At 62.9% G+C, this 23,841-nt stretch carries 19 protein-coding genes; 9 read left to right on the top strand and 10 right to left on the bottom strand.

All coding sequences use genetic code 11. The annotated features are described in order from the left end of the window. Positions 1–5 precede the first annotated feature (5 nt). On the bottom strand, positions 6–7,700 hold the full coding sequence (locus tag JWR89_RS13940) for a type I polyketide synthase (RefSeq protein ID WP_299717127.1): 7,695 nt from the start codon (positions 7,698–7,700) through the stop codon (positions 6–8). Positions 7,701–7,912: 212 nt separating this feature from the next. Here JWR89_RS13940 and JWR89_RS13935 point away from each other — a divergent pair, with 212 nt between their 5' ends. Then, positions 7,913–8,788, top strand: a complete 876-nt coding sequence (locus JWR89_RS13935) for a fatty acid desaturase (protein WP_299717125.1) — start codon at positions 7,913–7,915, stop codon at positions 8,786–8,788. Between the two features lie 85 nt (positions 8,789–8,873). Here the strand turns inward: JWR89_RS13935 and JWR89_RS13930 are convergent, their stop codons facing one another. The 3 genes from JWR89_RS13930 to JWR89_RS13920 form a co-directional block, all read right to left on the bottom strand. Continuing rightward, on the bottom strand, positions 8,874–9,467 hold the full coding sequence (locus tag JWR89_RS13930) for a PepSY domain-containing protein (RefSeq protein WP_299717123.1): 594 nt from the start codon (positions 9,465–9,467) through the stop codon (positions 8,874–8,876). A gap of 122 nt (positions 9,468–9,589) precedes the next feature. Continuing rightward, the gene (locus JWR89_RS13925; RefSeq protein ID WP_299717121.1) at positions 9,590–9,748 is read right to left on the bottom strand and encodes a hypothetical protein; all 159 of its coding nucleotides are present in this window, start codon (positions 9,746–9,748) and stop codon (positions 9,590–9,592) included. Further along, entirely contained in the window at positions 9,745–9,951 is a 207-nt protein-coding gene (locus JWR89_RS13920; protein ID WP_299717119.1) for a hypothetical protein, read from the bottom strand. Before JWR89_RS13920 ends, JWR89_RS13925 begins: the two co-directional genes overlap by 4 nt. 176 nt (positions 9,952–10,127) lie before the next feature. On the opposite strand from JWR89_RS13920, the gene JWR89_RS13915 reads away from it, so the two are divergent. From JWR89_RS13915 to JWR89_RS13905, 3 genes are read left to right on the top strand one after another with little or no spacing between them, the layout of a single operon-like run. After that, entirely contained in the window at positions 10,128–10,418 is a 291-nt protein-coding gene (locus JWR89_RS13915; protein WP_299717117.1) for a hypothetical protein, read from the top strand. Between the two features lie 4 nt (positions 10,419–10,422). Then, positions 10,423–10,860 (top strand): hypothetical protein, encoded by a 438-nt coding sequence (locus tag JWR89_RS13910; RefSeq protein ID WP_299717115.1) that lies wholly within the window; start codon positions 10,423–10,425, stop codon positions 10,858–10,860. A 10-nt stretch (positions 10,861–10,870) separates the two neighbouring features. Next, complete coding sequence (locus tag JWR89_RS13905) at positions 10,871–11,524, top strand: TetR/AcrR family transcriptional regulator (RefSeq protein WP_299717113.1); 654 nt, start codon at positions 10,871–10,873, stop codon at positions 11,522–11,524. 20 nt (positions 11,525–11,544) lie between these two features. Here JWR89_RS13905 and JWR89_RS13900 read toward each other — a convergent pair whose 3' ends face one another. Beyond that, complete coding sequence (locus tag JWR89_RS13900) at positions 11,545–12,207, bottom strand: TetR/AcrR family transcriptional regulator (protein ID WP_299717111.1); 663 nt, start codon at positions 12,205–12,207, stop codon at positions 11,545–11,547. A gap of 219 nt (positions 12,208–12,426) precedes the next feature. Between JWR89_RS13900 and JWR89_RS13895 the strand changes: the two genes are divergently transcribed. The 3 genes from JWR89_RS13895 to JWR89_RS13885 are packed head-to-tail and all read left to right on the top strand — an operon-like array spanning position 12,427 to position 17,857. After that, positions 12,427–13,638 (top strand): efflux RND transporter periplasmic adaptor subunit, encoded by a 1,212-nt coding sequence (locus tag JWR89_RS13895; RefSeq protein WP_366142989.1) that lies wholly within the window; start codon positions 12,427–12,429, stop codon positions 13,636–13,638. Next, a complete protein-coding gene (locus JWR89_RS13890; protein WP_299717088.1) occupies positions 13,635–14,708 on the top strand; it encodes an efflux RND transporter periplasmic adaptor subunit in 1,074 nt (357 codons plus the stop codon). Before JWR89_RS13895 ends, JWR89_RS13890 begins: the two co-directional genes overlap by 4 nt. After that, positions 14,705–17,857: an efflux RND transporter permease subunit gene (locus JWR89_RS13885; protein ID WP_299717180.1), complete on the top strand. Its 3,153-nt coding sequence runs from the start codon at positions 14,705–14,707 to the stop codon at positions 17,855–17,857. Before JWR89_RS13890 ends, JWR89_RS13885 begins: the two co-directional genes overlap by 4 nt. Positions 17,858–17,989: 132 nt before the next feature. Here JWR89_RS13885 and JWR89_RS13880 read toward each other — a convergent pair whose 3' ends face one another. Both JWR89_RS13880 and JWR89_RS13875 read right to left on the bottom strand, forming a co-directional pair. Next, positions 17,990–18,466 carry an Lrp/AsnC family transcriptional regulator gene (locus JWR89_RS13880; protein ID WP_299717086.1) on the bottom strand — a complete coding sequence of 159 codons (477 nt, stop codon included), beginning with the start codon at positions 18,464–18,466 and terminating at the stop codon, positions 17,990–17,992. Next, entirely contained in the window at positions 18,463–18,717 is a 255-nt protein-coding gene (locus JWR89_RS13875; protein ID WP_299717084.1) for a hypothetical protein, read from the bottom strand. Before JWR89_RS13875 ends, JWR89_RS13880 begins: the two co-directional genes overlap by 4 nt. Between JWR89_RS13875 and JWR89_RS13870 the strand changes: the two genes are divergently transcribed. Continuing rightward, positions 18,716–19,969 (top strand): D-amino acid dehydrogenase, encoded by a 1,254-nt coding sequence (locus JWR89_RS13870; RefSeq protein WP_299717082.1) that lies wholly within the window; start codon positions 18,716–18,718, stop codon positions 19,967–19,969. The two genes, JWR89_RS13875 and JWR89_RS13870, sit on opposite strands and share 2 nt — an antisense overlap. Positions 19,970–20,344: 375 nt before the next feature. Beyond that, complete coding sequence (gene dusA, locus JWR89_RS13865; RefSeq protein WP_299717080.1) at positions 20,345–21,343, top strand: tRNA dihydrouridine(20/20a) synthase DusA; 999 nt, start codon at positions 20,345–20,347, stop codon at positions 21,341–21,343. A 95-nt stretch (positions 21,344–21,438) separates the two neighbouring features. Here the strand turns inward: dusA and JWR89_RS13860 are convergent, their stop codons facing one another. The 3 genes from JWR89_RS13860 to JWR89_RS13850 are packed head-to-tail and all read right to left on the bottom strand — an operon-like array spanning position 21,439 to position 23,827. Further along, a complete protein-coding gene (locus JWR89_RS13860) occupies positions 21,439–21,951 on the bottom strand; it encodes a TIGR02281 family clan AA aspartic protease (protein ID WP_299717078.1) in 513 nt (170 codons plus the stop codon). A gap of 10 nt (positions 21,952–21,961) precedes the next feature. Then, the gene (locus tag JWR89_RS13855) at positions 21,962–22,180 is read right to left on the bottom strand and encodes a DUF1289 domain-containing protein (RefSeq protein ID WP_299717076.1); all 219 of its coding nucleotides are present in this window, start codon (positions 22,178–22,180) and stop codon (positions 21,962–21,964) included. 45 nt (positions 22,181–22,225) lie between these two features. After that, the gene (locus JWR89_RS13850) at positions 22,226–23,827 is read right to left on the bottom strand and encodes an ATP-binding protein (protein WP_299717074.1); all 1,602 of its coding nucleotides are present in this window, start codon (positions 23,825–23,827) and stop codon (positions 22,226–22,228) included. Between the last annotated feature and the right edge of the window lie 14 nt (positions 23,828–23,841).

Raw genomic sequence — 23,841 nt, 5'->3', positions numbered from 1 at the left:
TGGGCCTATGCGGCGACGACATCGCGCGGTGGTGCATGATCCGTGTCCGGCTTCGGTCCGTCATTGGAGTTCGCCCCGGCTCTGGCCGCCAGTATCTCCAGCAGCCGGCGGCCGAGTTCGGCGACCGTGACATCCGGATCGAGCAGCAGGCCGGCTGGCGGGTCGATCCCGATTTCCGCCCGGATCACGGTCTCCAATTCGACGGCCATCAGCGAGTCGATCCCGAGTTCGGCGATCGGAAGATCGAAATTCAGCTTGGACACCGAGGCGCCGGACACCGTGGCGACCCGCTCGCGCAGGAAACCGTCGAGCAGGGCGGGGCGCTCGGTTGCGACTGTCGATTGCATCCGGCCCGCGAAGTCGCCGGCCTTGTCCGGCGCTTCAGGCGCGGTGGCGTGCTGCACCAGATGCGTGAATCGGCCCGACGCGGCAAACTGCGGCAGGGCCGCGGCGATCCTTTGCCAGTCGAGGCGCGCGGCGCCGAGCTGGGCGCGATTGCTCCGCAGCGCGGCTTCGAAAATCGCGAGCGCTTCCGATGGCGCAAAGGCCGTGATGCCCATGCGATCGAGGTGGCGGCCGATGTCGTCGTGCTGCGCGACATAGCCGACCTCGCCGATTGCGCCCCAGTTGATAGCCAGGGCCGGCAGCCCGAGGCCGTGGCGGTGGTGCGCCAGCGCATCGAGGAAGCTGTTGGCGGCGACGTAGTTGGCTTGGCCGGGATTTCCCACCAGCGATGTCACTGAGGAGAACAGCACGAAGAAATCCAGTGGCATCTCAACCGTGAGGTGATGCAAATTCCACGCGCCGCTCACCTTCGGGCCCATCACCGCCCGCATGCGCGAGGTGGTTTGCTGCGGGATCGCGCCATCGTCGAGCACCATCGCGGCGTGGACAATGCCTTTGAGCGGCGGCCTCGACGCCGCTATATCGGCAAACAATGCTGTCATGCCTGCTTCATCTGCGACGTCGGCGGCGACGATATCGACCGGGCACGTCAGGCGTAGCTGATCTATCCTCGCTTGCGCGTCGGGCGATGGATTTCCTGTCCGCCCCGTCAGGACGAGATGCCGCGCGCCTTGCTCGACCAGCCATTGCGCGATGGTCAGGCCGAAGCCGCCATAGCCGCCGGTGATCAGGTAAGTTGCGTTGGCGCTGACGAGGTTGTCTCGGCGCGGTACCGGGGCCACGGTGACCGGCGCGCCGGTTGCCGACACCACGATCTTTCCGATATGCCGGGCCTGCTGCATGCGGCGGAAGGCATCGATCACGCCGTGCATCGGGTAGACCCTCCTCGGCAGCGGCCGCAGCGCGCCGGATTTGAAGTGCCGCATCAGGTCGCGGAACATCGCGCCGATGAAAGCCGGGCGGGTCCGGAATGCCTTCGCCAGATCCACCGCGAAGAACGAAATGTTGCGCTTAAACGGTCGCAGGCCGAGCTTTCTGTTCTGGTAGATGTCGCGCTTGCCGATCTCGATGAAACGACCATGATCGCCCAGCACCGACAGCCCCTTGGCGATGGCTTCGCCGGCCAATGAATTGAGCACGATATCGACACCCGCTCCGCCGGTCAGCTCCATCACTTCGTCGCCGAAATCCAGGCTGCGCGAGTCCATCACGTGTTGGACGCCGAGTGACTTGACGTAGTCACGCTTCTCCGGACTGCCGGCGGTGGCGAATATCTCGGCGCCTGCCTGTTGCGCCAACTGGATCGCGGCCAGCCCGACGCCCCCGGCTGCGGCATGGATCAGGATGCGTTCGCCCGGGGCCATGACCGCGAGGTGATTCAAGGCAAAGCTACCCGTTAGGAAGGTGATAGGGATCGTCGCCGCATCTTCGAAGCTCATTGCCGTTGGCTTGTGTACGGCAAACGCGGAGGGCGTCGTCACGAAAGCGCCGAAGCATCCCGGCGCGATACACAGCACATCGTCGCCAACCCGGAAGTCGTTGACGCCTTCGCCGAGCGCGACGATGGTTCCCGAACATTCGTCGCCGAGCCACAGCGGATCATCGCTCTCGGCGGGATAGATCCCGAGCGCCTTCATGACGTCCCTGAAATTGAGGCCGATCGCTTCGACGCGGATCAGTGCTTCGCCGGGGCCTGGAATCGGGCGCTCGATCCGGCGCGCCTCCAGGCTGTCGAGCGAGCCGGGCTTGACGACCTCCAATTGAAACGCGCCTGGTTGCTGTGCTTCCTCGGTGGTGACGGCCGGTGGTTCGAGTGCCCGGGGTGGTAGCCTGACCAAGCGGTTGACGTAGCGCCCTTGGCTGCGGATCGCGACCTCGGCGCCGCCATCGTTGGCGAGCAGCTCTGCCAAAATGGCTGCGGCATCGTCGCCGCGGTCGATGGGATCGAGGTCGATGAGAGCGCAGTTCAGGCCATGCAGTTCGTTCGAGATTACCCGACCGACGCCCCACATCGGCGCGTGGGCGGGGCAGCTTGCGGTCAGCCCTCCGACGGTCTGCGTCCCGCGTGTCGCCAGCCATAGCCGCGGCGGCGCGTCCCAGCGCGCTTGCCGATCGAGCGCCTGCGCGAGATGGACGACGCTCTCGCAGCCGAGTATCTGCGCCGCTTCGATATCCGCGGTGGAGTCGCCATTCGAGGCCGGTGTGTCGAGCGACCACAGGTGCACGATCCCCTTGCACGGGGTTTTGGCTGCGGCGACGCTGTCGATGACGTGCGCCAGTGCCGGCGCGTCGTTCAGCGCGACGTCAAATTCAATTCCGTCGATCTGGTAATTGACCTCGCCGGGGTAAACCATGATCGCAGTATCGCCGCGCGCCTGCAGCAGTGCGCCGAGATCGTGCGCCACACCGCTCTTGTCAGCGAACACCAGCCAGCAACCGGAATCGCCGCTTATGACGGGCGAGGGTTTCGGAACTTGCATGGGGTGATCGACCGCCGGTCCGCTCGCGAAAATAACGCTGTGGACGGGGCCGGCGGCTTCATCGATATCCGACAGACCGGCAATACCGGAAAATTCCTGGCGCTCCAGCAGGGAGTGCCAACCGCCATAAGGCAGCCAAGGATGTTTCGGCCGGACGTCAGTGTCGGAAAACAGCCACCAGCCTTTCAGCAACCCGAAGATCAACTCCGCCCAGTGCGGCGTGTGGGCCAGTTCGATCAGTGCGAGTAAGCCGTTCGACGCTAGCAGCGATTTGACACGGGCGAGCGTGCTGTCGAGGTCTGCGGTCGCGTGCAGCACGTCCGATGCCAGAATGAGATCGAACGAATGGCCGTTCCAGCCCTGCGCAATCGGATCGGACTCGATGTCAAGGTGGCGGTACTGGACATAAGGATAGTTGGAGAATGTCCTCGTCGCGTCCGCGGCAAACAGCTGCGACACGTCGGTGAAGAAGTACTCGACGCGGCTCGCCGGTAGGATCGGCAAAATATGCGAGGTCAGGCCGCCGGTGCCGGCGCCGATTTCCAGAATCCGGATCGGCCGGTCGGAGGGCAGCCGCGCAATCGCCGCGGCAACGACATCGCGAAGAATTTCGTTGTAGATCACGCAGGAGGGCGCGTCGCGATACAGTCGTTCGACAACCGTGCTGTCGCCCTGCGGATAGACCAGTTGTAGCGGATCGCACTCGCCGCGCAGCACGTCGGCCAGCCGCGCGCCGCAGCGCGCCATCAGTTCCAGCTCGGTGCTGTAGTCGGGATATCGTTGCAGCAGTTCGAGCCGGCGCAGGTCGCCGTCGATGGGTTCGGGCCGGGCACTCACCACGATTTCCTTAGCGTCCGTCCGCAGCACGCCATGTTCCACGAGCATATCGATGAGCCGGGCCGCTAGTGCATGGTACTGTACAGCCACGCCGAACTTCGATTTGAACTCGGCAAGCGCGATACGCAAGCCGGGCTCGAAATTGAAACCGAGTTGCGTGAATGCGGCGACGATATAATCGCGTGCCAGACCGTTCAGTTGCGGGGCGATGGACGCGTAGTATTTCTCGCGATCGTGCGCTTCGCTAAGCTGCGTCGCGCGGTTGCGTAGCTGCTCGACATGCAGGGCAGGCGCGCCGGCATTGGCTGGTTGCCAGGCCGCCGACCCGGCCAGCGATTTGAGGTGCCACTGGAATTCGTAGAAGTGGTCGCCGATCACATCGGTTCGCGTGCCCGCTAGCCGACGGCAGCGCAGCCCGCGAATCTCGATCAGTGCGATGCCGTCGTCGTCGAGCAAGGTGATTTCGCCTTCGAGGTCGTTCGGACCCCACGCGGAAATCCGCGCATGGCTCATGAAGCGGCGGCCGAGCCGGCCTTTGATCCGGAGCCGTTCGATGCTGATAGGGACGTAGACGCCCGATTTGGCGCTGGCCTCATCGCGCCCAAGCACCGCGCCGATCAACACCTGGAAGGCGGCGTCGAGCATGGCCGGGTGGATATAGTAATCCTGATAATCTTCGCCGGTGCCTGTGATGCAGTCCGGCGCAACGATTTCCCCGAACGCCTCGCCATCTCCCAGCCATATCCGTTCGACACCTTGGTGGCGGGGGCCGTAGTTGAGCCCCATGGCCGCGAGCTTCCGATAGATTTCGGGCTTGGCGAGCTGCCGGATCGCCGCCGCACGGACCTCGTCGATGGCGATGACCTTTGCCGGGCGGCCGTTCATGCTAGGGCGCAGCTTGCCGCTGGCGTGGTGCGTCCATTCCTCGGATGCCCGCGTGGCGCTGCTACAGATATTGAAGCTGGCATCGCGTGCGTCGAACACGAACTGCAGTTCCGGCATACTTTGGTCGGGCACGAACAGCGCGCGTTCGAACTGGATATCTTCGCAGATCACATCGTGCCCGAAGATTTCGCTGCCGGCCGCCAGCGCCATTTCCACATAGGCAGCGCCGGGCACGAGTACGCTGCCGTGAATGCGGTGATCCTCGAGAAAGGGCAGTCGCCTGCGGTCGAGGGTAGCCTGCCAGGTGGGGTTGGCGGTGTTCAGGCGGCGCCCCAGCAGCGGGTGCTGATAGCGGCCCAGCCGCTGTTGCTGGGCGTCTCGGGATTCAGTCCAGTGCCGTTCACGCAGCCACGGTGTGGCGGGAAGCGGCACCCGCCTGCCACCGTCTGGATAGAGCGCGTGCCAGTGCACCGCTGCGCCTTGCGTGTACAGCGCGCCCAGCGAAGCCAGCATGGTGGCGCGGTCGTCGTCATCGCGTCGAAGCGATGGCAGCACCGTGCCGGCGCGGACGCCACGTGCGACAAGGTTCTCCGCGATGGCGCCCGTCAGCACCGGATGGGCGCTGAGTTCGACGAACGTCTCGCAGCCTTGCGCGATCAGCCCGTCGATCGCCGATGCGAATAGCACGGGATCGCGGACGTTGTGCCACCAATAGTCCGCGTCGAATGCGCTGTTCCCCGCAAGCTCTCCGGTCACCGTCAAGACGATCGGCAACGAGGCGACCGCCGGCCGGATGGAGTGCAGCGACTCGAGCAACTCGTCGCGGAGAGCATCCATGAAGTGGCTGTGATAGGGGACGCCGACATTGAGGAATCGGCAGAACACCCGTCGTGCCGTCAGCGATTGCTCGATCCGCGCCAACGTAGCCGCATCGCCGGCCAGGGTGATCGAACGGCCGCTGTTGATCGCGGCGATCGAAACCCGGTCCTCCACGGCATGCAGCATCTGCGCCGCCTCATCATATGGCAGCGCGACCGCCAGCATCCGTCCCTGGCCGGTCATGCGGTGCTGCAGCCGGCTGCGGTGAAACACCACGCGGATCGCATCGTCGAGACCGAGTGCGCCGGCGACATGGGCTGCTGCTATTTCGCCGGCGCTATGTCCGACGATGAAGTCCGGCTCGATCCCGCGCGAACGCCACAGAAGCGCCAGCCCGACCTGTAGCGCGAACCCTGCGGGCTGCGCGACATCGGCGTCGGCCATCCGTGACGCCGCCTCCGGCGCTTGAAATTCCGACAGCAGCGACCATCCGCTCAGCGGTTCGAACAGTTCGTCGCATCGGGCGATGGCCGCGCGGAAGATCGGCTCCTCGGCGAGGAGTTGCCGGCCCATGCCCCACCATTGCGAGCCCATTCCGGAAAAGACAAAGGCGATCTTCGGCCGGCTGGCTGCGCTGCGTGCCGCGACGGCTGGCAGCGCCTGCCGTGACAGCAGCGCATCGAGCTGCTGCAGCAGTTCGTCTTTGGATTGCACCGTGAGCGCATGGCGGATATCGTGGTGCTGCCGGCAGGTGCTTGCGGTGTAGCAGAGGTCGTGCAGCGATGCGGCCGAGTGCGGCGAGTTTACAGGATCGATAAATTTCCGCAGACCAGAGAGGCAAGCGTTCAGCGCCTCAGGACTGCGGCCGGAAAGCGGAAACAGGCAGGCGCGATCGGCCTCGAGTTGCGAAGCGGGCAGCGATGACGCCATCGATGGCTCCGCGGCCCGCAACACCACGTGCGCATTGGCGCCGCCAAAGCCGAATGAATTGACGCCCGCGATGGTCGCTTCTCCGGCCGGCCACGGTTCGTGAATTTGCTGTACGCGCAGCTTCAGGTCCTTGAAAGGGATTTTTGGATTCGGTTGCTCGAAGTGCAAGTTGCGCGGGATCTCCCGGTGCTGCAGTGCCAGCGCGGCCTTGATCAGGCCGGCGATGCCGGACGCCGCCTCGAGGTGGCCGATGTTGGTCTTGACCGAGCCGATCCGGCAAAACCGATCCGCCGCGCGTCCCTCCGACAAAACAGAGCCGAGAGCGCTCGCCTCGATCGGATCGCCGACCGGCGTGCCGGTACCGTGGGCTTCCACATAGGGCACCAGATGCGGCGCGATCCCCGCCTGCCTGTAGGCGGCCGCGAGCAGCGCCGATTGCGCGGCGTAGCTGGGGACGGTCATGCCCTGGGAGTGGCCGTCCTGGTTGGCGGCCGTGCCGACGATCGTGGCGATGACGGTATCGCCGTCGGCCATCGCCTTGGACAGCGGCTTAAGCACTACGACGCCGCCGCCCTCGCTGCGCACGTAACCGTTGGCGCGTGCATCGAAAGCCTTGCAGCGGCCGTCCGGCGACAGCATGGAAGCCTTGCTGAAGCCGATGCTGGTGACCGGCTCAAGGATGATGTTGACGCCCCCCGCCAGCGCCAGCGACGATTCCCCGCTCCACAGGCTTCGGCAGGCGAGGTGGGTGGCAGTCAACGCCGACGAGCAGGCCGTATCGACCGCCAGGCTCGGCCCCTGAAAATCGAAGAAGTAGGACAACCGGTTGGCGGCGATACTCAACGCGCTGCCCGTCATCAGGTAATGGTCGTAGTCGCCGTTGGCGCGGTCACCCATCTGGATATCGCCGTAGTCATGGCTGGATATCCCGACGAACACGCCAGTGCCGCTGCCGGCAAGCCGCGCCGCAGGTTGCCCGGCGTGTTCGAGCGCTTCCCATGCCAGCTCCATCAACAGGCGCTGCTGTGGGTCCATCAGGGCCGCCTCGCGCGGCGAAATTCCGAAGAACAGCGCGTCGAACTTGTCGATCTGCTCAAGGAAACCGCCCCAGCGCGTGTTCATCTTGCCGGGCTTGCGCGGATCGGGATCGTAATAGGTACGAACATCCCAGCGGTCACCGGGAATTTCCCCGACGGCATCGATCCCTTCGCGCAGTAGCGCCCAGAACGTCTCCGGGCTGTCTGCGCCACCGGGAAACCGGCAGCCGATGCCGATAATGGCGATCGGTTCCGGCGCGGCGGATGGCCGGGTTGCGGATGCCTCGGTTGCAAGTGCTTCGACCACAAGCTGCTCCCTTTACGCGGGCGACAACGGAAGGCTGCTGCGGCAGGCACGTGCCTGCCGCCGATTTCAGTGGGCTGTTCAATTCGACACAGTGCACTTTACACATGGAAAAAGGGCAATGTAAAGATAATACAACCAATAAGTGCATTTTGCTTTTTTCGATGTGTCGATACGCGCAGGATACACACACGCGGACCACGCGGAGGCGCCAGATGGCGCGCATCTCGAATGTTCAGATCGATCGCTCGCTGATCCAGCTACCGGAACGACTGGTCGGCAATCCCACCGTATGGGTGTTCGCCATCGACCTGACGGTCCTTACAGCGTCCGCGCTGCTGTTCTGGAACGGCGCGATCTCGCGCTATGCCGCCGGCGCCGTGGCGTTCCTATGTCTGTATTGTTTTTACACCGTCGGCCACGAGGCCGTGCACGGCAACGCGCATCCGGACCGCCGTATCAATGCCTGGATGGGGCGCATTTCGGTGGCGATCGAAGGCCTGTCGTTTCCGCTTTTCCGCGTCATCCACCTGCAGCATCACGCCTTCACCAACGACGCCGAGCGCGATCCCGACTTCGTCATCGGACGCCGGCCGCGTTGGCTGCTGCCGCCGTGGACGGTGGTACGGCTTCTGCACGACAATCACTTCATGTTGCGCAGGGGGTTGTGGGCGGGCAGGCGCCGACAACTATTGGAACATCTGGCGACGGTCGCGCTACAGATATCGGTGATCGCTGCATGCGTCTCGACGGGACGCATCGAATTCCTGCTGTGGGGCTGGATCGGACCCGCGCTGATTTCCGGCGCGCTGCTTGAATTGTCGGGCGCATGGGCGGTGCATTATCCGCACACATCCACGCACCCGCTAGAAAGTACGCGGATGTTTCGCGGCAGGCTGCCCCAGGTCCTGATGCTGAACCAAAACTATCATCTGGTGCATCATCTCTGGCCGCGGATTCCCTGGTTCCGTTACGGCCGAGCGGTGGCGGCTGCGGAGCAGGCCGTAGCGCTGCATCGGGAAGCTGCTGCCGCGAAAGCTGAAGATTCGATGGCGTCGCCTGTTGTTAGCGGCACACGACGACATCGGTAGCCATCAAGATCTCCTCATCGCGTTTCGATTGGCGCCTACCAGGTGCGATGAAGGCCGACGTTGGATGCTGGGCGGAAGGCCTTCTTCATCGCTGCAGTGCTCCGACCTTGGGCGGCTCGAGCATCACTTCCTTCAAGTGACCGCCACTGGCCACGATGACCACGAAGTTAAGTTTGCCATTCTGCTTCACGAGCCCACCGGCGAGCGCGTTTCCCTCCGCGGCTTTCTCAGCGACCCGCACCGCATCCGACAGCTCCTGTTTGATCCACTTCAGGGCGACGATGTTGGCGAGATCTTCTCGATCAAGCTCTTTCAGCGATGATGCGATCTCCGCCTGCGATACGATTCCGGTGTTCGCATCTATGACGTTTTCCCAGACCCGCTCTTTCTTGATCGTGCGCACGCGATAGACGGCCTGGCTCGATACCTCGAAGCTGATGTCTGCCGCCCTTGAACCTTCATGCAGACGTTCCGCAGTTGCCATCGCCTGACCGAGCGGTACCCGGACGGTGCGGAATTGCTCGAGCACACGGCGCTTCGCTGCTTCATCGACATCGCCGGGTGCGGCCGCGCGCGGCCGTTCAGCATCGACAGGGGCCGGCGGGACGTCGGCCATCGCTCCCGTGCTGGCGAGGGCAGCGGACCAAACGATGAGGGCAAACAACCGTTTCCTGGGCATGGGGTAGATCCTGTGGTTCTGGTTAAACATGACCGGCGACCTGGTTTGGCACGAGGCTGTACTGGCCGGGACTGTGCTCGCGGCGCAGCGAAGTGCCGTCGCCGCGACCGGTTGAAACCGGGTCAGGCGGCCGGCAGGGAAGGGCGTTTGGCTACCTCAAGCTCGACGCCTCTGCGCACGAGCTCCGACTCGATCAAGTCGAAGGCACCCTCAACCGGCGCAAGCCACACGTTGACCCAATAGATGATGCAGTCGCGGGCGAGGAGAAGGGCTGGCGTCATGGAGCGGCCCTCCGCTCTGAGCGACGCCGGACCGGCACCGCCCCGCGATCGACGAGCGTGCCAAACCAGGCGAGCAACGAAATTGTGACGCCCAGCAGCAGGCTTATGCCGACAAGGGACAAAGCGACAATCAAGTTGAGCGATGCGACCGCGAGCCCGGGCCATGGATTTTCCCTCGCCAGCAATAACAACAGCGTTGACATTTTCATCCTCCAAAATATACTACACCGTATAGTTCATATAAATCCCGAGCTGCGGGATGTGTCAAGGCCAAAGACTCACAAACGCGTGTTCGGAGCTGTCGGTATGGCGGACGGCGGAGCGTGAGGCTGCGTTTCCGTTCGAAATGCAGGGTGCTTCAACGGAGAAAGGATTCAGGATGTTCAAGTACACGTTAGTCGTCACGTTGGCGGCTTTGTTCGGCAATGGGGCCGTCTTAGCCCAAGAAGATCGCGGCACTGCCGAGCAAAGGGCTGCATGCGCGCCCGACGCTTTCCGGCTGTGCGCCAGCTACGTTCCTGATGCCACCAGTGTGGAAACCTGCCTCAGGCAAAGACAGCCGGAACTCAGCAACGCCTGCAGAGCCGTCTTCGAGCACGGCGCATCAACGGCTTTAGTTAGAACAATAGGATCGTACCCGATCGGCCGAGACGCCAAAGATGAGGAATAATCGCATGAACACGATTTATTTTCCCGCCTTCGCCGCGTTCGGCGGCTCGGCCTTCGGGGCGATCTCCACCATCGTGACTGGATGGGTGACTCGGCGTCGCAGGCTTCGCGACCGCCACTTTGCCCGGTCCATTTCCAAACGCGAGCGGCTCTATCGAAGCTTCATCGAGGAGGCTTCCAAGATATACGCCGACGCGCTGGTCAGCGACAAATCCGAAATTCCACAATTGGTCAACCTGTATGCGCTGGTCGGGCGGATGCGGATCTCGTCCAGCGATGAAGTCGTTCAAGCCGCCGAGCGGGCAGGTCGCCTGATCATCGAAACCTATCTGTCGCCAAACCGGGAATTGGTTGATTTGCCCGAGTTCATGGAGGAAATGGATCCATTGCGTTTCTTCGGCGAGGCCTGCCGGCGCGAACTGCAGGCGATCCCTTCGCGCTGAGGCCAGGGCGATGCGAGAGGTGACAACCCAGAGCAGACCGTCAGATGTTTGCCGGCGGATCGTGGAAGCTGCCGTCCACTTGCACCGCGAGATCGGCTTCAAGAAGACAACCGTTGCCGATATCGCTCGCGCGGCGTCAATGTCTCCCGCCAATGTCTACCGCTTCTTCCCCTCAAAGCAGGCGATCGAAGAGGCGGTCGTGGCCGATCTGTTCGAACAGGCCTACGCAGTCGCAACGCTTGAGGCTGGCGGGAGCGGCTGTGTTGTGGAGCGTCTAACGTTTGTTCTGAAGGCAATCTCGTTGCTGCACGAACATCGGCTGAAGCACGATGGCAAGCAGCACGAATTGGTCGCTGCGGCGGTACGCGAGAACTGGACGGTCGCCCTGTCTTACGCAGACCGGATCCACGGGATTGTGCGCGCGATCGTCGCTGGCGGGCAGGGGAGCGGCGAACTGCGACCGGGAAATCCGATGGCGATGACCTGTTGCTTGCTTGAAGCGATGGACGGATATCTCAATCCGTCGCGGATCAACGCCGCTACCGTTCGGCCCGCGTTCGACGAGATGATGGATTTCTGCGCCGGCGCGCTGCGTCAAGCTCCGTGGGCTCGGTCGATCGATCCCGTCGCCGAATTGCGTCCCAAGGCCGTGTGGCAAAGATAGCAAACGGAGTCCGGCCTGATTTACGGCTTCCAGTCTGCCTCGCAAGCCGCAAGAAAGAAATTGACCCGTTCGTGCAGGAACGTCGGCAGCTCCTTTCTGAGATCCTTCAATTCCTCACCCATCAAAGATCTCATCAGCATCGGAAGCAGGATGAGATCCATGAACATCTGCGCGGTCGCAACGCTTCGTTTTGCGCTGAAAGGTCCTTTTGGTGAACGCGCAACCTTCTGCGTTGTCTCGTTCAAGAGCTGCGAAACGGCTCCAGCCGCGCGGTCTCGCGCCGCGTCGTGAACATTTCGGCTTAACTCGGGAAATCGTCGCGCCTCCGCGATCGTCGCGCGCGTGAGGTCCAGTGTGTCCTCGACAAATCTTTCCACGATCTCGATGCCGAGATTGGTGAGCTTTTCCTGGGTCGTGCGGCCTGCCGGCGTGAACCCCTCGAAATCCGTTAATCCGTTGATGGTCCGGGCCACCACGGCCACGAACAGCGCCTCCTTGCCGGGGAAGTGGGCGTAGATGGTCGGTTTGCTCGCGGGGGCCAGTGCGGAGATATCGTCGATGCTGGCGCTTCGAAATCCTTTTTCGAGGAATAGCTGCTGGGCTGCATCGAGAATCCGCGTTTGGACGTCGCCGGCAAGCTCCTTGGGAGGTCTGCCGCGTTTTGGACTTTTGTTCTTCGCCATCACCAATTCCCAATCACGAGTCTGTGCGCGCCTAAATCTCACTTGACATGGCCACGCCGGAAATGCAAGTAAAAGAAAATATACGGTATAGTTTGATTATTGCGTCACTAGCCGGCTTCGGTAGCTGGGCTGTGACAGCTCATTCGAATGACCGGCTGAGCCGCCACGTGCGCGTTCGACCCCGATCATCCGGCGCAACCAGTGGAGATCATCGTGACAATGCTCAGCCCGGATCCTGCAAGTCTGGAGCAGGCCATTCTGCAGCGTGAAGTAAATGAGGGAGCGGACGACCGCAGATGCGCTGTGAAACCCGGCTCTTCAAACCAGACCAATACCGTTCGAACCAACGGCGCCTTGAAGGCGCTTTGCGGGCTCGCGGCTACGCTTGTCGCGACCGCACTGAGTGGCTGCAACGATCACGCCGCTGCTCCTGTCCCTCGGGCCGCGATCGTGCGCACGGCGATCGTGCAGCCGCGCGACCGACAGGCCTCCGTCACCCTGACCGGCGAAATCCAGGCCCGGTTTCGCGCGGATCTCTCGTTCCGCGTCAACGGACGTGTGCTCGCGCGCTATGTCGATGTCGGCGCCAGCGTCCAGGCTGGTGAAGTCCTGGCTGTGCTCGATCCCGCCGAGCAGCAGGCCGACGTCGATGCCGCCAGCGCCGCCGTGCTGGCCGCAGAATCCCAGTTGCGGGTAGCCAGCGCTACCTTCGAACGGCAGAAGGCGCTGATCGCAAGCGGTTTCACGACGCGGACGGCATACGATCAGGCGCAGGAGGGATTGCGAACCGCAGAAGGTGGGCTTGAAGCAGCAAGAGCTGCGCTTGGAACCTCAAAAGACGCCCTGAACCATACTGCGCTGCGCGCCGAAGCCGCCGGCGTGGTCACCGGGCGCAATCTGGAAGTTGGCCAGATCGTACAGGCCGCGCAACCGGTGTTTTCACTGGCGCAGGACGGAGAGCGGGACGCCGTCTTCGACGTCTACGAATCGCTTTTCTTTAGCGATATCGATAGCAGCCGCGTGTCGCTGGCACTGGTCTCTGACGCGGCCGCGACGGCAAACGGAGATGTCAGGGAAGTCTCGCCCGCGGTTGACCCGAAGAGTTCGACCATTCGGGTCAAAGTAGCCATTCAGGATCCGCCGGCCGCGATGACGCTTGGAAGCGCCGTTGCAGGAACCGTCAAAGCGAAAGCCCTGCCGGAGATCGCGTTGCCCTGGAGTGCGTTGGTGGCGGCGGGATCGAAGCCGGCGGTTTGGACCGTCGATCCGGCGACCAAAACGGCTGCGCTCAAGCCGGTGACGATCGGCGGTTATGAAGCCCGTGAAGTACTGATCAAGGCCGGGCTCAAGCCGGGCGACCGCGTCGTCATCGACGGCGGCAAGCTGCTGAGCGTTGGCCAGCCCGTGACATATGAGGGAGACCCGTCATGAACCGGCGCGCCATGATCGCAACCGGCCCACTTGTATCCGCGCTGATGCTGGCTGGATGTCAGCAGGACGCGAAAGCGCCCGAGCCTGTGCGACCCGTGTTGTCGATGGTTCTTGAGCCGGGCCGCACGGACGGCCCCGTCGCGGTGGGCGTTGTCGAGCCGCAGTTCAAGACCAATCTCGCGTTCCGCGTCTTGGGACGCCTGACCGGACGTCCCGTCTCCGTCGGTGATCTCGTCAGCGACGGACAAACCGTCGGTGTCATCGATTCCACGGCTCTGGAGCTTGCAGTGCACTCGGCCAGGGCCGAGCTCGCGAAGGCCGAGGCGCAGTTGGCGACCGCTGCGGCGACGGAGAAGCGGAAGCGAACCCTCATCACAACCCAAGCCACTACAAAACAGACGTTGGACAATGCCGAGCAGGCACGGGCCGGTGCCGACGCGTCGGTGGCGCATGCACAGGCAAACTTGATCAAGGCCATTGAGCAACGCGGCTATGCACAGCTCAAGGCGAATTTCGCAGGAGTTGTCACTGCAGTGGGCGCGGAAGTCGGACAGGTGGTTTCCCCCGGCCAGAATGTCGTGACGGTTGCGAGGCCTGACATCAGGGAAGCGGTGGTCGATATCGGCGAGGACTTCCCGGTACCACTGGAAATTGGACTGCCATTCACGGTTTGCTTGCAGTTGCTGCCTGCCGTTCAGGTGGAAGGCAGGGTCCGCGAGATCGCACCCCAGGCCGATCCGGTCACGCGCCTGCGGCGCGCCCGCATCGCATTGAACAATCCGCCAGACAGCTTCCGTCTGGGCGCGACCGTTACGGCAAAGCTCGGCAAAGCCGAAAGTCCGGCTTTGCGCGTGCCCGCGTCGGCGGTACTGGCCAAGGATGGCGCCAATTTTGTCTGGGTCGTCGATCAGCCTGCCAGCACCGTGTCGTTGCACAAGGTCGGTCTCGCCGACGACACCGGAGGTGCCCGCATCATCGACGGGCTTTATCCCGGCGCGCGCATCGTTACCGCCGGAATTCACAGCCTCACGCCGGGGCAGCATGTCCTTATCAAGGATCAGAACCCATGAAGCCGTTCAACCTTTCCGACTGGGCGCTCGGACATCGTTCGCTTGTTTGGTATTTCATGATCGCCTTCATGGCGGCAGGCCTTTTTGCGTACCTTCAGCTTGGTCGTCAGGAAGATCCTGACTTCACCATCAAGACCATGGTGATCCAGGCGCAGTGGCCGGGCGCCTCGCCTGAAGAGATGACGCGTCAGGTCACTGACCGGATCGAGAAGAAGCTCGAGGAGCTGGAATCGCTCGACTACACCAAGAGCCTGACGGTCGCGGGCCAGACCACCGTCTTCGTCTATTTGCGCGACAACACCAAGGCGGCCGACGTCAAGCCGACCTGGATCCGGGTCCGCAATATGATTGCGGATATCAAGGGCGACTTTCCGCAAGGCGTAATCGGACCGGGGTTCAACGATCGCTTCGGCGACGTGTTCGGCAACATCTATGCCTTCACCAGCGATGGTTTGACCCAGCGCCAGCTGCGCGATGAGGTTGAAGGCATCCGCGCCAAGGTCCTGGCCGTGCCGGACGTCGGCAAGGTCGATATTCTGGGCGCCCAGGACGAGGTGATTTACCTTGAATTCTCGACGCGGAAAATCGCGGCCCTTGGCCTCGATGTCCATTCGATCATGGCTTCCCTGCAGGGGCAAAACGCGGTCGCGCCGTCCGGCGTCTTTCAGCAAGGCCCCGAGCGCATCGCCGTGCGGGTGAACGGCCAGTTCACGTCGGAGGCAAGCCTGAAAGCGGTTAACCTGCGGATCAACGACCGCTTCTTTCCCTTGACGGATGTCGCGACCATCACGCGCGGTTACGCCGATCCGCCCAAGACCTTGTTCAGGTACAGCGGTCAGCCTGCGATCGGGCTTGCCATCGGCATGAAGTCCGGCGCAAACCTGCTGCACTTCGGCGAGGCGCTGAAGCAGGAAATGTCAAAGGTCATTGCCGACCTGCCGATCGGCATCGGCGTTCACCTGGTCGCGGATCAGCCAGTCGTCGTCGAGCATGCCGTGTCGGGATTCACCGAAGCGCTGTTCGAGGCCGTAGTCATCGTTCTTGCCATCAGCTTTCTTAGCTTGGGCATGCGCGCCGGACTTGTCGTCGCCATTGCGATCCCGCTGGTTCTCGCCATTACGTTCGTTGTGATGGCCTATGCCGGCATTTCATTGCAGAGAATTTCGCTCGGTGCATTGATCATCGCGCTGGGCCTTCTGGTCGATGATGCCATGATAGCCGTCGAAATGATGGTGGCCCGGCTGGAGGTCGGCGATCCCCTGGAGAAGGCGGCGACCCACGTCTATACATCGACCGCGTTTCCCATGCTGACGGGTACGCTGGTCACCGTCGCGGGCTTCATCCCGATCGGGCTGAACAGCAGCAATGCCGGCGAGTTCACCTTCACCCTGTTCGTGGTGATCGGGGTCTCCCTGATCGTGTCGTGGATCGTCGCGGTGCTGTTCACGCCGCTGCTCGGGGTCACCATCCTACCGGCCAAAATCAAGGGCCACCATGACGAGAAGGGCCGGCTGGCGCAGATGTTCACCCGCCTGCTGCTCGTCTGCATGCACTACCGCTGGGCCACGGTCGGCGTGACGGTTGCAGCGTTTTTCATCGCGTTGTTCGGCATGAATTTCGTGCAGCAGCAATTCTTTCCGTCGTCGGATCGCGATGAACTGGTGATCGACTGGAATCTGCCGCAAAACGCCTCGATTGCAGACACCAACGCGCAGATGGCGCGCTTCGAGCGCGAACAGCTACAGGGCAATGGCTCCGTCGAGCATTGGTCGACTTATGTCGGCACGGGCGCGCCGCGGTTCGTGCTGTCGTTCGACGTGCAGACAGCCAATACGTGGTTTGGCCAGCAGGTAGTTGTGACCAAGGGCGGTGTAAAAGCGCGCGACCTCGTCAAGGCGAAATTTGAGGAGTATTTGAGGAAGACGTTTCCCGGTACCGACACCTACGTCAAGCTACTCGAGGTCGGCCCGCCGGTGGGGCGTCCCGTGCAATACCGCGTGAGCGGGCCAGACATCGCGAAGGTCAGGGATATCTCGCAGCAACTTGCAGGCGTTGTGCGGAGCAATCCCGGTCTTGGCAACGTCGTGTTCGACTGGATGGAGCCTGCGCGCGTCGTCAAGGTGGACGTACTTCAGGACAAGGCGCGCCAGCTTGGCGTGACGTCGGAAGACATCGCGACGACCTTGAACTCCGTGCTTGAGGGCACACCGATCACCCAGGTTCGTGACAGCATCTACCTCGTGAATGTCACGGGCCGGGCTACTACGGCGGAGCGCGCCTCGATCGATACGCTGCGGGACCTGCAATTGACGGGGGGCGGCGGTCAATCGGTGCCGCTCGGGGCAGTGGCCAATGTGCGCTACGAGATCGAGCAGCCGACCATCTGGCGGCGCGCGCGCGTTCCCACGATTACGCTGAAGGCGGGGATCGTCGATGACGTTCAGCCGAAGACCGTGGTGGATCAGCTCGCGCCGAAGGTGACGCAGTTCGCCAAGGGGCTCCCTGCAGGGTATTCGGTGAATATCGGCGGCTCCGTCGAGGAGAGCGCTAAGAGCCAGGCGCCGATCGTGGCCGTCGTTCCGTTGATGCTTTTCGTCATGGCTACGGTCCTGATGATTCAGTTGCAGAGCTTCCACCGCTTGTTCCTGGTATTCGCGGTCGCGCCGCTCGCCGTGATCGGCGTCGTCATGGCCCTGCTGCCAAGCGGCGCACCTCTCGGCTTTGTTGCCATCCTTGGTGTGCTGGCGCTGATCGGCATTCTGATCCGAAACTCGGTGATCCTGATCGTGCAGATCGAGGATTTGAGGAAGCAGGGGCGCGCGGCCTGGGAAGCCGTCGTGGAGGCGACCGAACATCGTATGCGGCCGATCCTGCTGACCGCGGCCGCCGCAAGTCTCGCGCTGATTCCGATCGCGCGCGAGATCTTCTGGGGCCCGATGGCCTACGCGATGATGGGCGGCATCATTGTCGGAACGTTGCTGACACTCTTGTTTCTGCCAGCGCTGTACGTCGCATGGTTCCGGATTTACCCCAATCACGGGGATGACCGGCCAAAGGCTGACGCTGTGGACTTAGTGCAAGACGCTGCGTTGTCGGAGCACGTACCTCCGCAGCAAGAGCCGGCGGCGGTTCTTGAGACGCAATCCTAAAAGATCGGCGTGTGGTCCTTTGTCCATATGACGATCGCCATTCGTGAGCGTGGAGCTGAGATCGCGTGTCATTGGCCGATGGTAGTGCACGCTCCCGTCGATCGTTGCACCGGCACCGCAGTCGAGCGCGTGCTAGTCGCTGAGCGCGGCTGGCGAAATGCTCCGCTTGATGACGCTGCGCATGGCGAAGCTGGAGTGAAGCCGCGAGACGCCGGGCATGCGCGACAAATGCTGCTTGTGAATGCGTTCATAGTCCAGCATGTCGCGCGCCTGAACCTGCACGAGATAATCGTCATTGCCCGACATCAGATGGCACGACACCACGTCGGGGCATTTGACAATCTCGCGCTCGAACGCGGACAGCGCATCCTCGCTCTGCCTGTCGAGGGTGATGTGCACCAGCACCGTCATCATGAAGCCGAGTTCGGCCGCGTCGATGTCGGCGGAATAGCCCGTGATCACGCCACTCTTCTCCAGATGCAGCATGCGCCGGGTGCAGGCGGTCGCCGACAGGCCAACCCGCTCCGATAGAACGACCTGACTGATCCTCGCATCCTGTACGAGGTGCCGCAGGATCTTGCGATCGATGGAATCGATTTCAACGCTCACGAGGCTGGGTCTCCATGTATCGCAGGAATATCCCTCAAAATAGAGATAACGTACAGAATTTCGGTGATTTTATCAGAAACTCCACTAGAAAACGCTAAAAACCGCCGCGCGTAATCTGACATGGTGGGCGGGATGCAGCCCAGGGCCGGGCAGCAAAAATACTGGCCGAGCTCGGTCATCGCTATCAACGAATTCTTCGCAGCCTGGCCGAGAGACCGCGGGCAATGAAGCTCATGGAGATCGATTGTCATGAAAGTCCTGGTCATGGGAGCCGGCGTGGTCGGCGTCACGACGGCCTATTATCTCGCAAAGGCCGGATTCGAAGTCACGGTGATCGACCGTCAGCCGGGCCCTGGGCTGGAGACCAGCTTCGCCAATGCGGGCGAAGTCTCGCCGGGCTATGCCTCGCCATGGGCCGGGCCGGGCGTGCCGTGGAAGGCGGTGCAGTGGATGCTCGACCGCCACGGCCCGCTGGTGCTGCGCCCGCAGGCCGATCCCGCGATGTGGCGCTGGATACTGCAGATGCTGCGCAACTGCACCGCCAGTCGCTATGCGCTGAACAAGTCACGCATGGTCGGCGTTGCCGAATACAGCCGCGATTGCCTGCGCGCGCTGCGCGCGGACATCGGCATCAGCTACGACGATCGCAGCCAGGGCACCCTTCAATTGTTTCGCAAGCAGTCGCAGCTCGATGCGATCGGCGGCGACGTGGACATTCTGCGGCAGTACAACGTCCCGTTCGAGGTGCTGGACCGCGCCGGCTGCATCCGCGCCGAGCCCGGACTGGCATTGGTGCAGGATTCGTTTGTCGGCGGATTGCGGTTGCCCGACGACGAGACCGGCGATTGCCATCTGTTCACGCAGCGGCTGGAAGCGGCAGCCGCCGCGTTGGGCGTGCACTTCGAGTACGGGACGACGATCCGCTCCATCGACGTCCAGAGCGGGGCGGTAGCGCAGGTGACGACGGACAAGGGCGTGTTCGCGGCGGACCGCTACGTGATGGCGCTCGGCAGCTTCTCGCCGCTGCTGCTGCGGCCGCTCGGGATCGACATTCCCGTCTACCCGGTCAAGGGATACTCGATCACGGTGCCGATCACCGACGAAACCTCCGCTCCGCAATCCACCGTGATGGACGAGACCTACAAGGTGGCGATCACACGGCTCGGCGACCGCATTCGCGTCGGCGGGACGGCGGAGGTCGGCGGCTATCAGGTGCGGCTGTCGCCCAACCGCCGCGCGACGCTGGACCGCTCCTTGATCGACCTTTTCCCCAAAGCCGGCGATCTCTCGCAAGCGACGTTCTGGAGCGGGTTGCGGCCCATGACGCCCGACGGTCCGCCGATCATCGGGCCGACCCGGTTGCCCAACCTGCATCTGAATACGGGCCACGGAACGCTCGGCTGGACGATGGCGTGCGGTTCAGCGCGCGTCGTGGCCGACCAGATGCAAGGCATCAAGCCGGAGATCGACGCCGATGCGCTGTCGATGCAGCGTTATCTGTGATCGGAACTCCGCGATGACGGCTATGGACGCGTAAGGTGCCACCGGCGTGATGCCGGTGGTCGATGATTCAAAGCCCGATCTGCTCGGCCCTATTTAGTGGAATCATCGACCTCGATCCCGGAGATATCGCACAATGCTCTCCAGCTTTGACATATCGTGCCCCACGCCCCCGCGTCCTTTCGGCGGAGAATGGCTCATTGCGATATTCCCCTCTCGTCGAACTTAGCTTTCTTCAGAGTCTGATTTTTTCAGTCGGCTTATAGTTGCCACGGGCGTGCGTTCCGCGTGCAGCGGAGCGTTGAAAGTCGGAAAAACGTCGTTATAGCGTACAATGTGGTGCACACGACGCGACCTAACGATTTGAATGTACTAAAAATGCTGTTAAATCAATCACATAGATTTGCCGTGGCGCCTATGATGGACTGGACCGACCGTCACTGCCGGGTGTTCCACCGGCTGCTGACGCGGCGTGCGCTTCTCTACACAGAGATGCTGACCACCGGCGCCATCATCCATGGCGACCGCCAGCGGCTGCTCGGCTTCGATGCCAGCGAACACCCGGTGGCGCTGCAGCTGGGCGGTTCGGATCCTCAGCATCTCGCGGAAGCCGCGAAAATCGGCGCGGATTTCGGCTATGACGAAATCAACATCAATGTCGGCTGCCCCTCCGACCGGGTGAAGGACGGCCGCTTCGGCGCCTGCCTGATGGCGGAGCCGGATCTGGTGGCCCAGGGCGTCGCGGCCATGAAGCGCGCCGTGAACGTGCCCGTTACCGTCAAATGCCGGATCGGCATCGATGACCAGGATCCCGAAGTGGCGCTCGATACGCTAGCGCGCGCGGTGATCGCCGCCGGCGCCGACGGCCTCGTCGTGCACGCGCGCAAGGCGTGGCTGAACGGCCTGTCGCCGAAGGAAAATCGCAACATTCCGCCGCTGGATTACGACCGCGTCTATCGGCTGAAGGCGTCACTGCCGGATGTGCCCGTCGTCATCAACGGCGGCATCGCCAGCATCTCCGAAGCGGCCGCGCATCTCGACCGTGTCGATGGTGCGATGCTCGGCCGCGCCGCTTATCAGGAGCCGTGGCGGCTGCTGTCCGTCGATCCCGAACTGTTTGGCGAGGCTGCGCCGCATGCGACCGTGAAGGACGCGTTCGAGGCGATGATCCCATACATCGAAGATCAGCTCCGGCAGGGCACGCGTCTGCATTCGATCACGCGGCATTTCGTCGGTGCGTTTCACGGCGTGCGCGGCGCCCGTGCGTTCCGCCGCTATCTTTCGGAGAACGCCACCCGGCATGGCGCAGGCGTGGAAGTGCTGCGCGACGCGATCGCATTGGTCGATACGGAAGAAGTCGTGTCAGAAGCGGCGTAATGTGTAGGATGGGTTGAGCTCTTTGCGAAACCCATCACCTTTCGGCAGCCGTCGATGGGTTTGCAAAGGCTCAACACATCCTACGGTCGCGGCGCTCAGGGATAGCCGCGCAGCATCAATTTGTCGGCGCGGACTTCCCAGCTTTCCAGCCGGTCGAGAAAGCTCATGCCGAGCAGGTTGGTCTTCATCTGCCCGCGTGGCACTACCAATGCGGGGACCGAGCGCTCTACCAGCTTGCCCACGGCGAGACGATCCAGCGTCAGCCGCGCCGCCTTGGTGTGGCCCGCGGCCGTCTCCACTTCGACATTGTAGTTGAGTAGTTCCAGCGGCAGCCCGGCGGCTTTTGCCGTCTCCCAGGTCAGCACCACGGAAGTCGCGCCGGTATCGATTACCATGGGTGCGTTGACGCCATTGATCTTGGCCTGCAGCCCGAACTCGCCGGTCTGGCCGCGCGCCACTTCCACGGCGCGCAAGGGCGGCGGCGTCTGGCTGCGCAGCATGTCCGAGACCACGGCGCCGGCTTTGGAAATCTGGGTGGGGTCGCCATAGGCCAGCGCCGCTCCGGCGGTGGCGACCACCAGAATGACCAGCAGCGCCACGCGGCTCACAGTGCACCTGTCAGGAAATGGCAGTCTTCTTTTTTGGCGCATAGGTCGAGGTCGGCGCCAGACCGGCTTCCGCCATACGCGCCGCCAGCAGCGCCATGATGTCCAGCCGCTTTGCGCTGTCCATGCTGTGCCAGCCGCCAATTTCCGGCAGCGTCCGTCCGCAGCCGAGACACAGCTTGGTCTTGGGATCGATGATGCAGATGGCGATGCACGGCGTTTCTTTGCTCATGTCCATATAGTGAAGCGGTTCGGATCGCTTGCGCAAGCTTCTCGATTACAGCCCGGTCCCCGCATTCATGATCGGCTTGTTGCGGGGGCGGCGGCGCTCGTCGGCGACGTTGATCTCGTATTCCGGCTGCAGCGAGGGGGCTTCCTCGGCCATCGGCGCCAGCGCCGACATCACCCGCTCCGGCGGGAAGGTGACGATCACCTCGGTGCCGACCCGCAGTTTTGATTTCAGCGTAAAAGTGCCGCCATGCATATCGATCAGGCTCTTGGCAATTGGCAAGCCGAGGCCGGCGCCTTGTTCGGCCGACTTGATCGAGTTCGAGCCCTGGCCGAACGACGCCAGTACGATTGGGATCTCGTCCTCGGCGATGCCGGAGCCGGTGTCCCGGCAACTGAGATATTGTCCACCGGACGCGGTCCAGCCGACCTTGAGCCAGATCTCGCCGCCTTGCGGGGTGAACTTGATCGAGTTCGACAGGAGGTTGAGGACGATCTGGCGGCAGGCGCGCTCGTCGCCCCAGATTCGCGGCATGCCGTTCTCGAACACTTCATGGATGGTGATGCCGCGGCTCGATGCGCGCAGCTTGAGCAGGTGATGGCAGTCCGCCACGACGTGGACCAGCGAGACGGCTTCCTCGTTGAGTTCGTAGCGGCCGGCCTCGATCCGCGACAAATCGAGGATTTCGTTGATCAGGTTAAGCAGGTGCACGCCGGAATTATGGATGTCGGCGGAATAGTCCTTGTACACGGGCACCGCGTGACCGCCGAAAATCTCGCTCTTCATCACTTCGGAGAAGCCCAGAATGGCATTCAGCGGCGTGCGCAGCTCGTGGCTCATCTGGGCGAGAAAACGAGATTTTGCGACATTGGCGGCCTCCGCGCGATGGCGGGCTTCGTCGGAGATCGCTTTGGCCTGTTCCAACTCGCCGATCAGCGCATCCTTTTCGGCGCGCGCTTCCAGCGTCGCCAGCGTGGTGGAGTGCAGGCGGTGCGCCAGCAGGGCAAAATAGCCTTCGGCGGCTACCGCCAGAATCGCCAGCACGTAATTGTCGAAGGTGCCGCGCAGGACGAAGTTCAGTGCGACGCCAAGTGTCACCGGCGCGGTGGCCGCAAACGCCGCGATCGGCAGGCTCGCCGCCAGCATGCTGGAGACCGCGACCACCAGCAGCATCAGGAACATCATCAGCGAATTGGCGACGACATCGATGCCGGTCGGATGTACCAGAACCACGGTCCAGCACATGCCATAGAGCAGGTCGAGCAGGATGAACCGCATCCGCCATTTGCGGGTGCGGTTTTGGGCGGGCGGCTCGGCCAGGTAACGCGTGCAAGTGCGGACGATCGCGGCGTGGATGCACAGCATCGCGCAGGCCCAGATGGCGGCCGGCAGCGGCTGCATCCAGAACCCGAACAGCAGACCGGTGCCGATCACCAGCAGTGTCACCACCAGCGAGGCGGACAGCCGTGTCTGGGCGTATTGCCGGAGCAATTCGCGGTCGAATGCCGGGCGGGTTCCGGAAGTTGAGGTTAACCGGTCGCGCGCCTCGCGGACCCGCTGCGCCGCTGCCCGGCGATTTCGCGCCGGCGCAACGATCGGTTTTTCGGCCGGGAGCTGAACGACTTCGGGCCTATCTGCGGGCTTACTCATCACGCTTACACGAA

Origin of the sequence: Tardiphaga sp. (assembly GCF_028290785.1) — a bacterium.
In the GTDB taxonomy this organism is placed as follows: Bacteria; Pseudomonadota; Alphaproteobacteria; order Rhizobiales; family Xanthobacteraceae; genus Tardiphaga.
The sequence above is the reverse complement of the archived record's forward strand: the minus strand, read 5'-3'. Positions and strand labels throughout refer to the sequence as shown.

What these genes read in the sequence shown, in the direction of transcription:
- JWR89_RS13935 (WP_299717125.1), top strand. Translation starts at nt 7,913, where the DNA reads ATGGCGCGCATCTCGAATGTTCAGATCGATCGCTCGCTGATCCAGCTA.
- JWR89_RS13930 (WP_299717123.1), bottom strand. Translation starts at nt 9,467, where the DNA reads ATGCCCAGGAAACGGTTGTTTGCCCTCATCGTTTGGTCCGCTGCCCTC.
- JWR89_RS13925 (WP_299717121.1), bottom strand. Translation starts at nt 9,748, where the DNA reads ATGACGCCAGCCCTTCTCCTCGCCCGCGACTGCATCATCTATTGGGTC.
- JWR89_RS13920 (WP_299717119.1), bottom strand. Translation starts at nt 9,951, where the DNA reads ATGTCAACGCTGTTGTTATTGCTGGCGAGGGAAAATCCATGGCCCGGG.
- JWR89_RS13915 (WP_299717117.1), top strand. Translation starts at nt 10,128, where the DNA reads ATGTTCAAGTACACGTTAGTCGTCACGTTGGCGGCTTTGTTCGGCAAT.
- JWR89_RS13910 (WP_299717115.1), top strand. Translation starts at nt 10,423, where the DNA reads ATGAACACGATTTATTTTCCCGCCTTCGCCGCGTTCGGCGGCTCGGCC.
- JWR89_RS13905 (WP_299717113.1), top strand. Translation starts at nt 10,871, where the DNA reads ATGCGAGAGGTGACAACCCAGAGCAGACCGTCAGATGTTTGCCGGCGG.
- JWR89_RS13900 (WP_299717111.1), bottom strand. Translation starts at nt 12,207, where the DNA reads ATGGCGAAGAACAAAAGTCCAAAACGCGGCAGACCTCCCAAGGAGCTT.
- JWR89_RS13895 (WP_366142989.1), top strand. Translation starts at nt 12,427, where the DNA reads ATGCTCAGCCCGGATCCTGCAAGTCTGGAGCAGGCCATTCTGCAGCGT.
- JWR89_RS13890 (WP_299717088.1), top strand. Translation starts at nt 13,635, where the DNA reads ATGAACCGGCGCGCCATGATCGCAACCGGCCCACTTGTATCCGCGCTG.
- JWR89_RS13885 (WP_299717180.1), top strand. Translation starts at nt 14,705, where the DNA reads ATGAAGCCGTTCAACCTTTCCGACTGGGCGCTCGGACATCGTTCGCTT.
- JWR89_RS13870 (WP_299717082.1), top strand. Translation starts at nt 18,716, where the DNA reads ATGAAAGTCCTGGTCATGGGAGCCGGCGTGGTCGGCGTCACGACGGCC.
- JWR89_RS13875 (WP_299717084.1), bottom strand. Translation starts at nt 18,717, where the DNA reads ATGACAATCGATCTCCATGAGCTTCATTGCCCGCGGTCTCTCGGCCAG.
- dusA (WP_299717080.1), top strand. Translation starts at nt 20,345, where the DNA reads ATGCTGTTAAATCAATCACATAGATTTGCCGTGGCGCCTATGATGGAC.
- JWR89_RS13855 (WP_299717076.1), bottom strand. Translation starts at nt 22,180, where the DNA reads ATGAGCAAAGAAACGCCGTGCATCGCCATCTGCATCATCGATCCCAAG.
- JWR89_RS13850 (WP_299717074.1), bottom strand. Translation starts at nt 23,827, where the DNA reads ATGAGTAAGCCCGCAGATAGGCCCGAAGTCGTTCAGCTCCCGGCCGAA.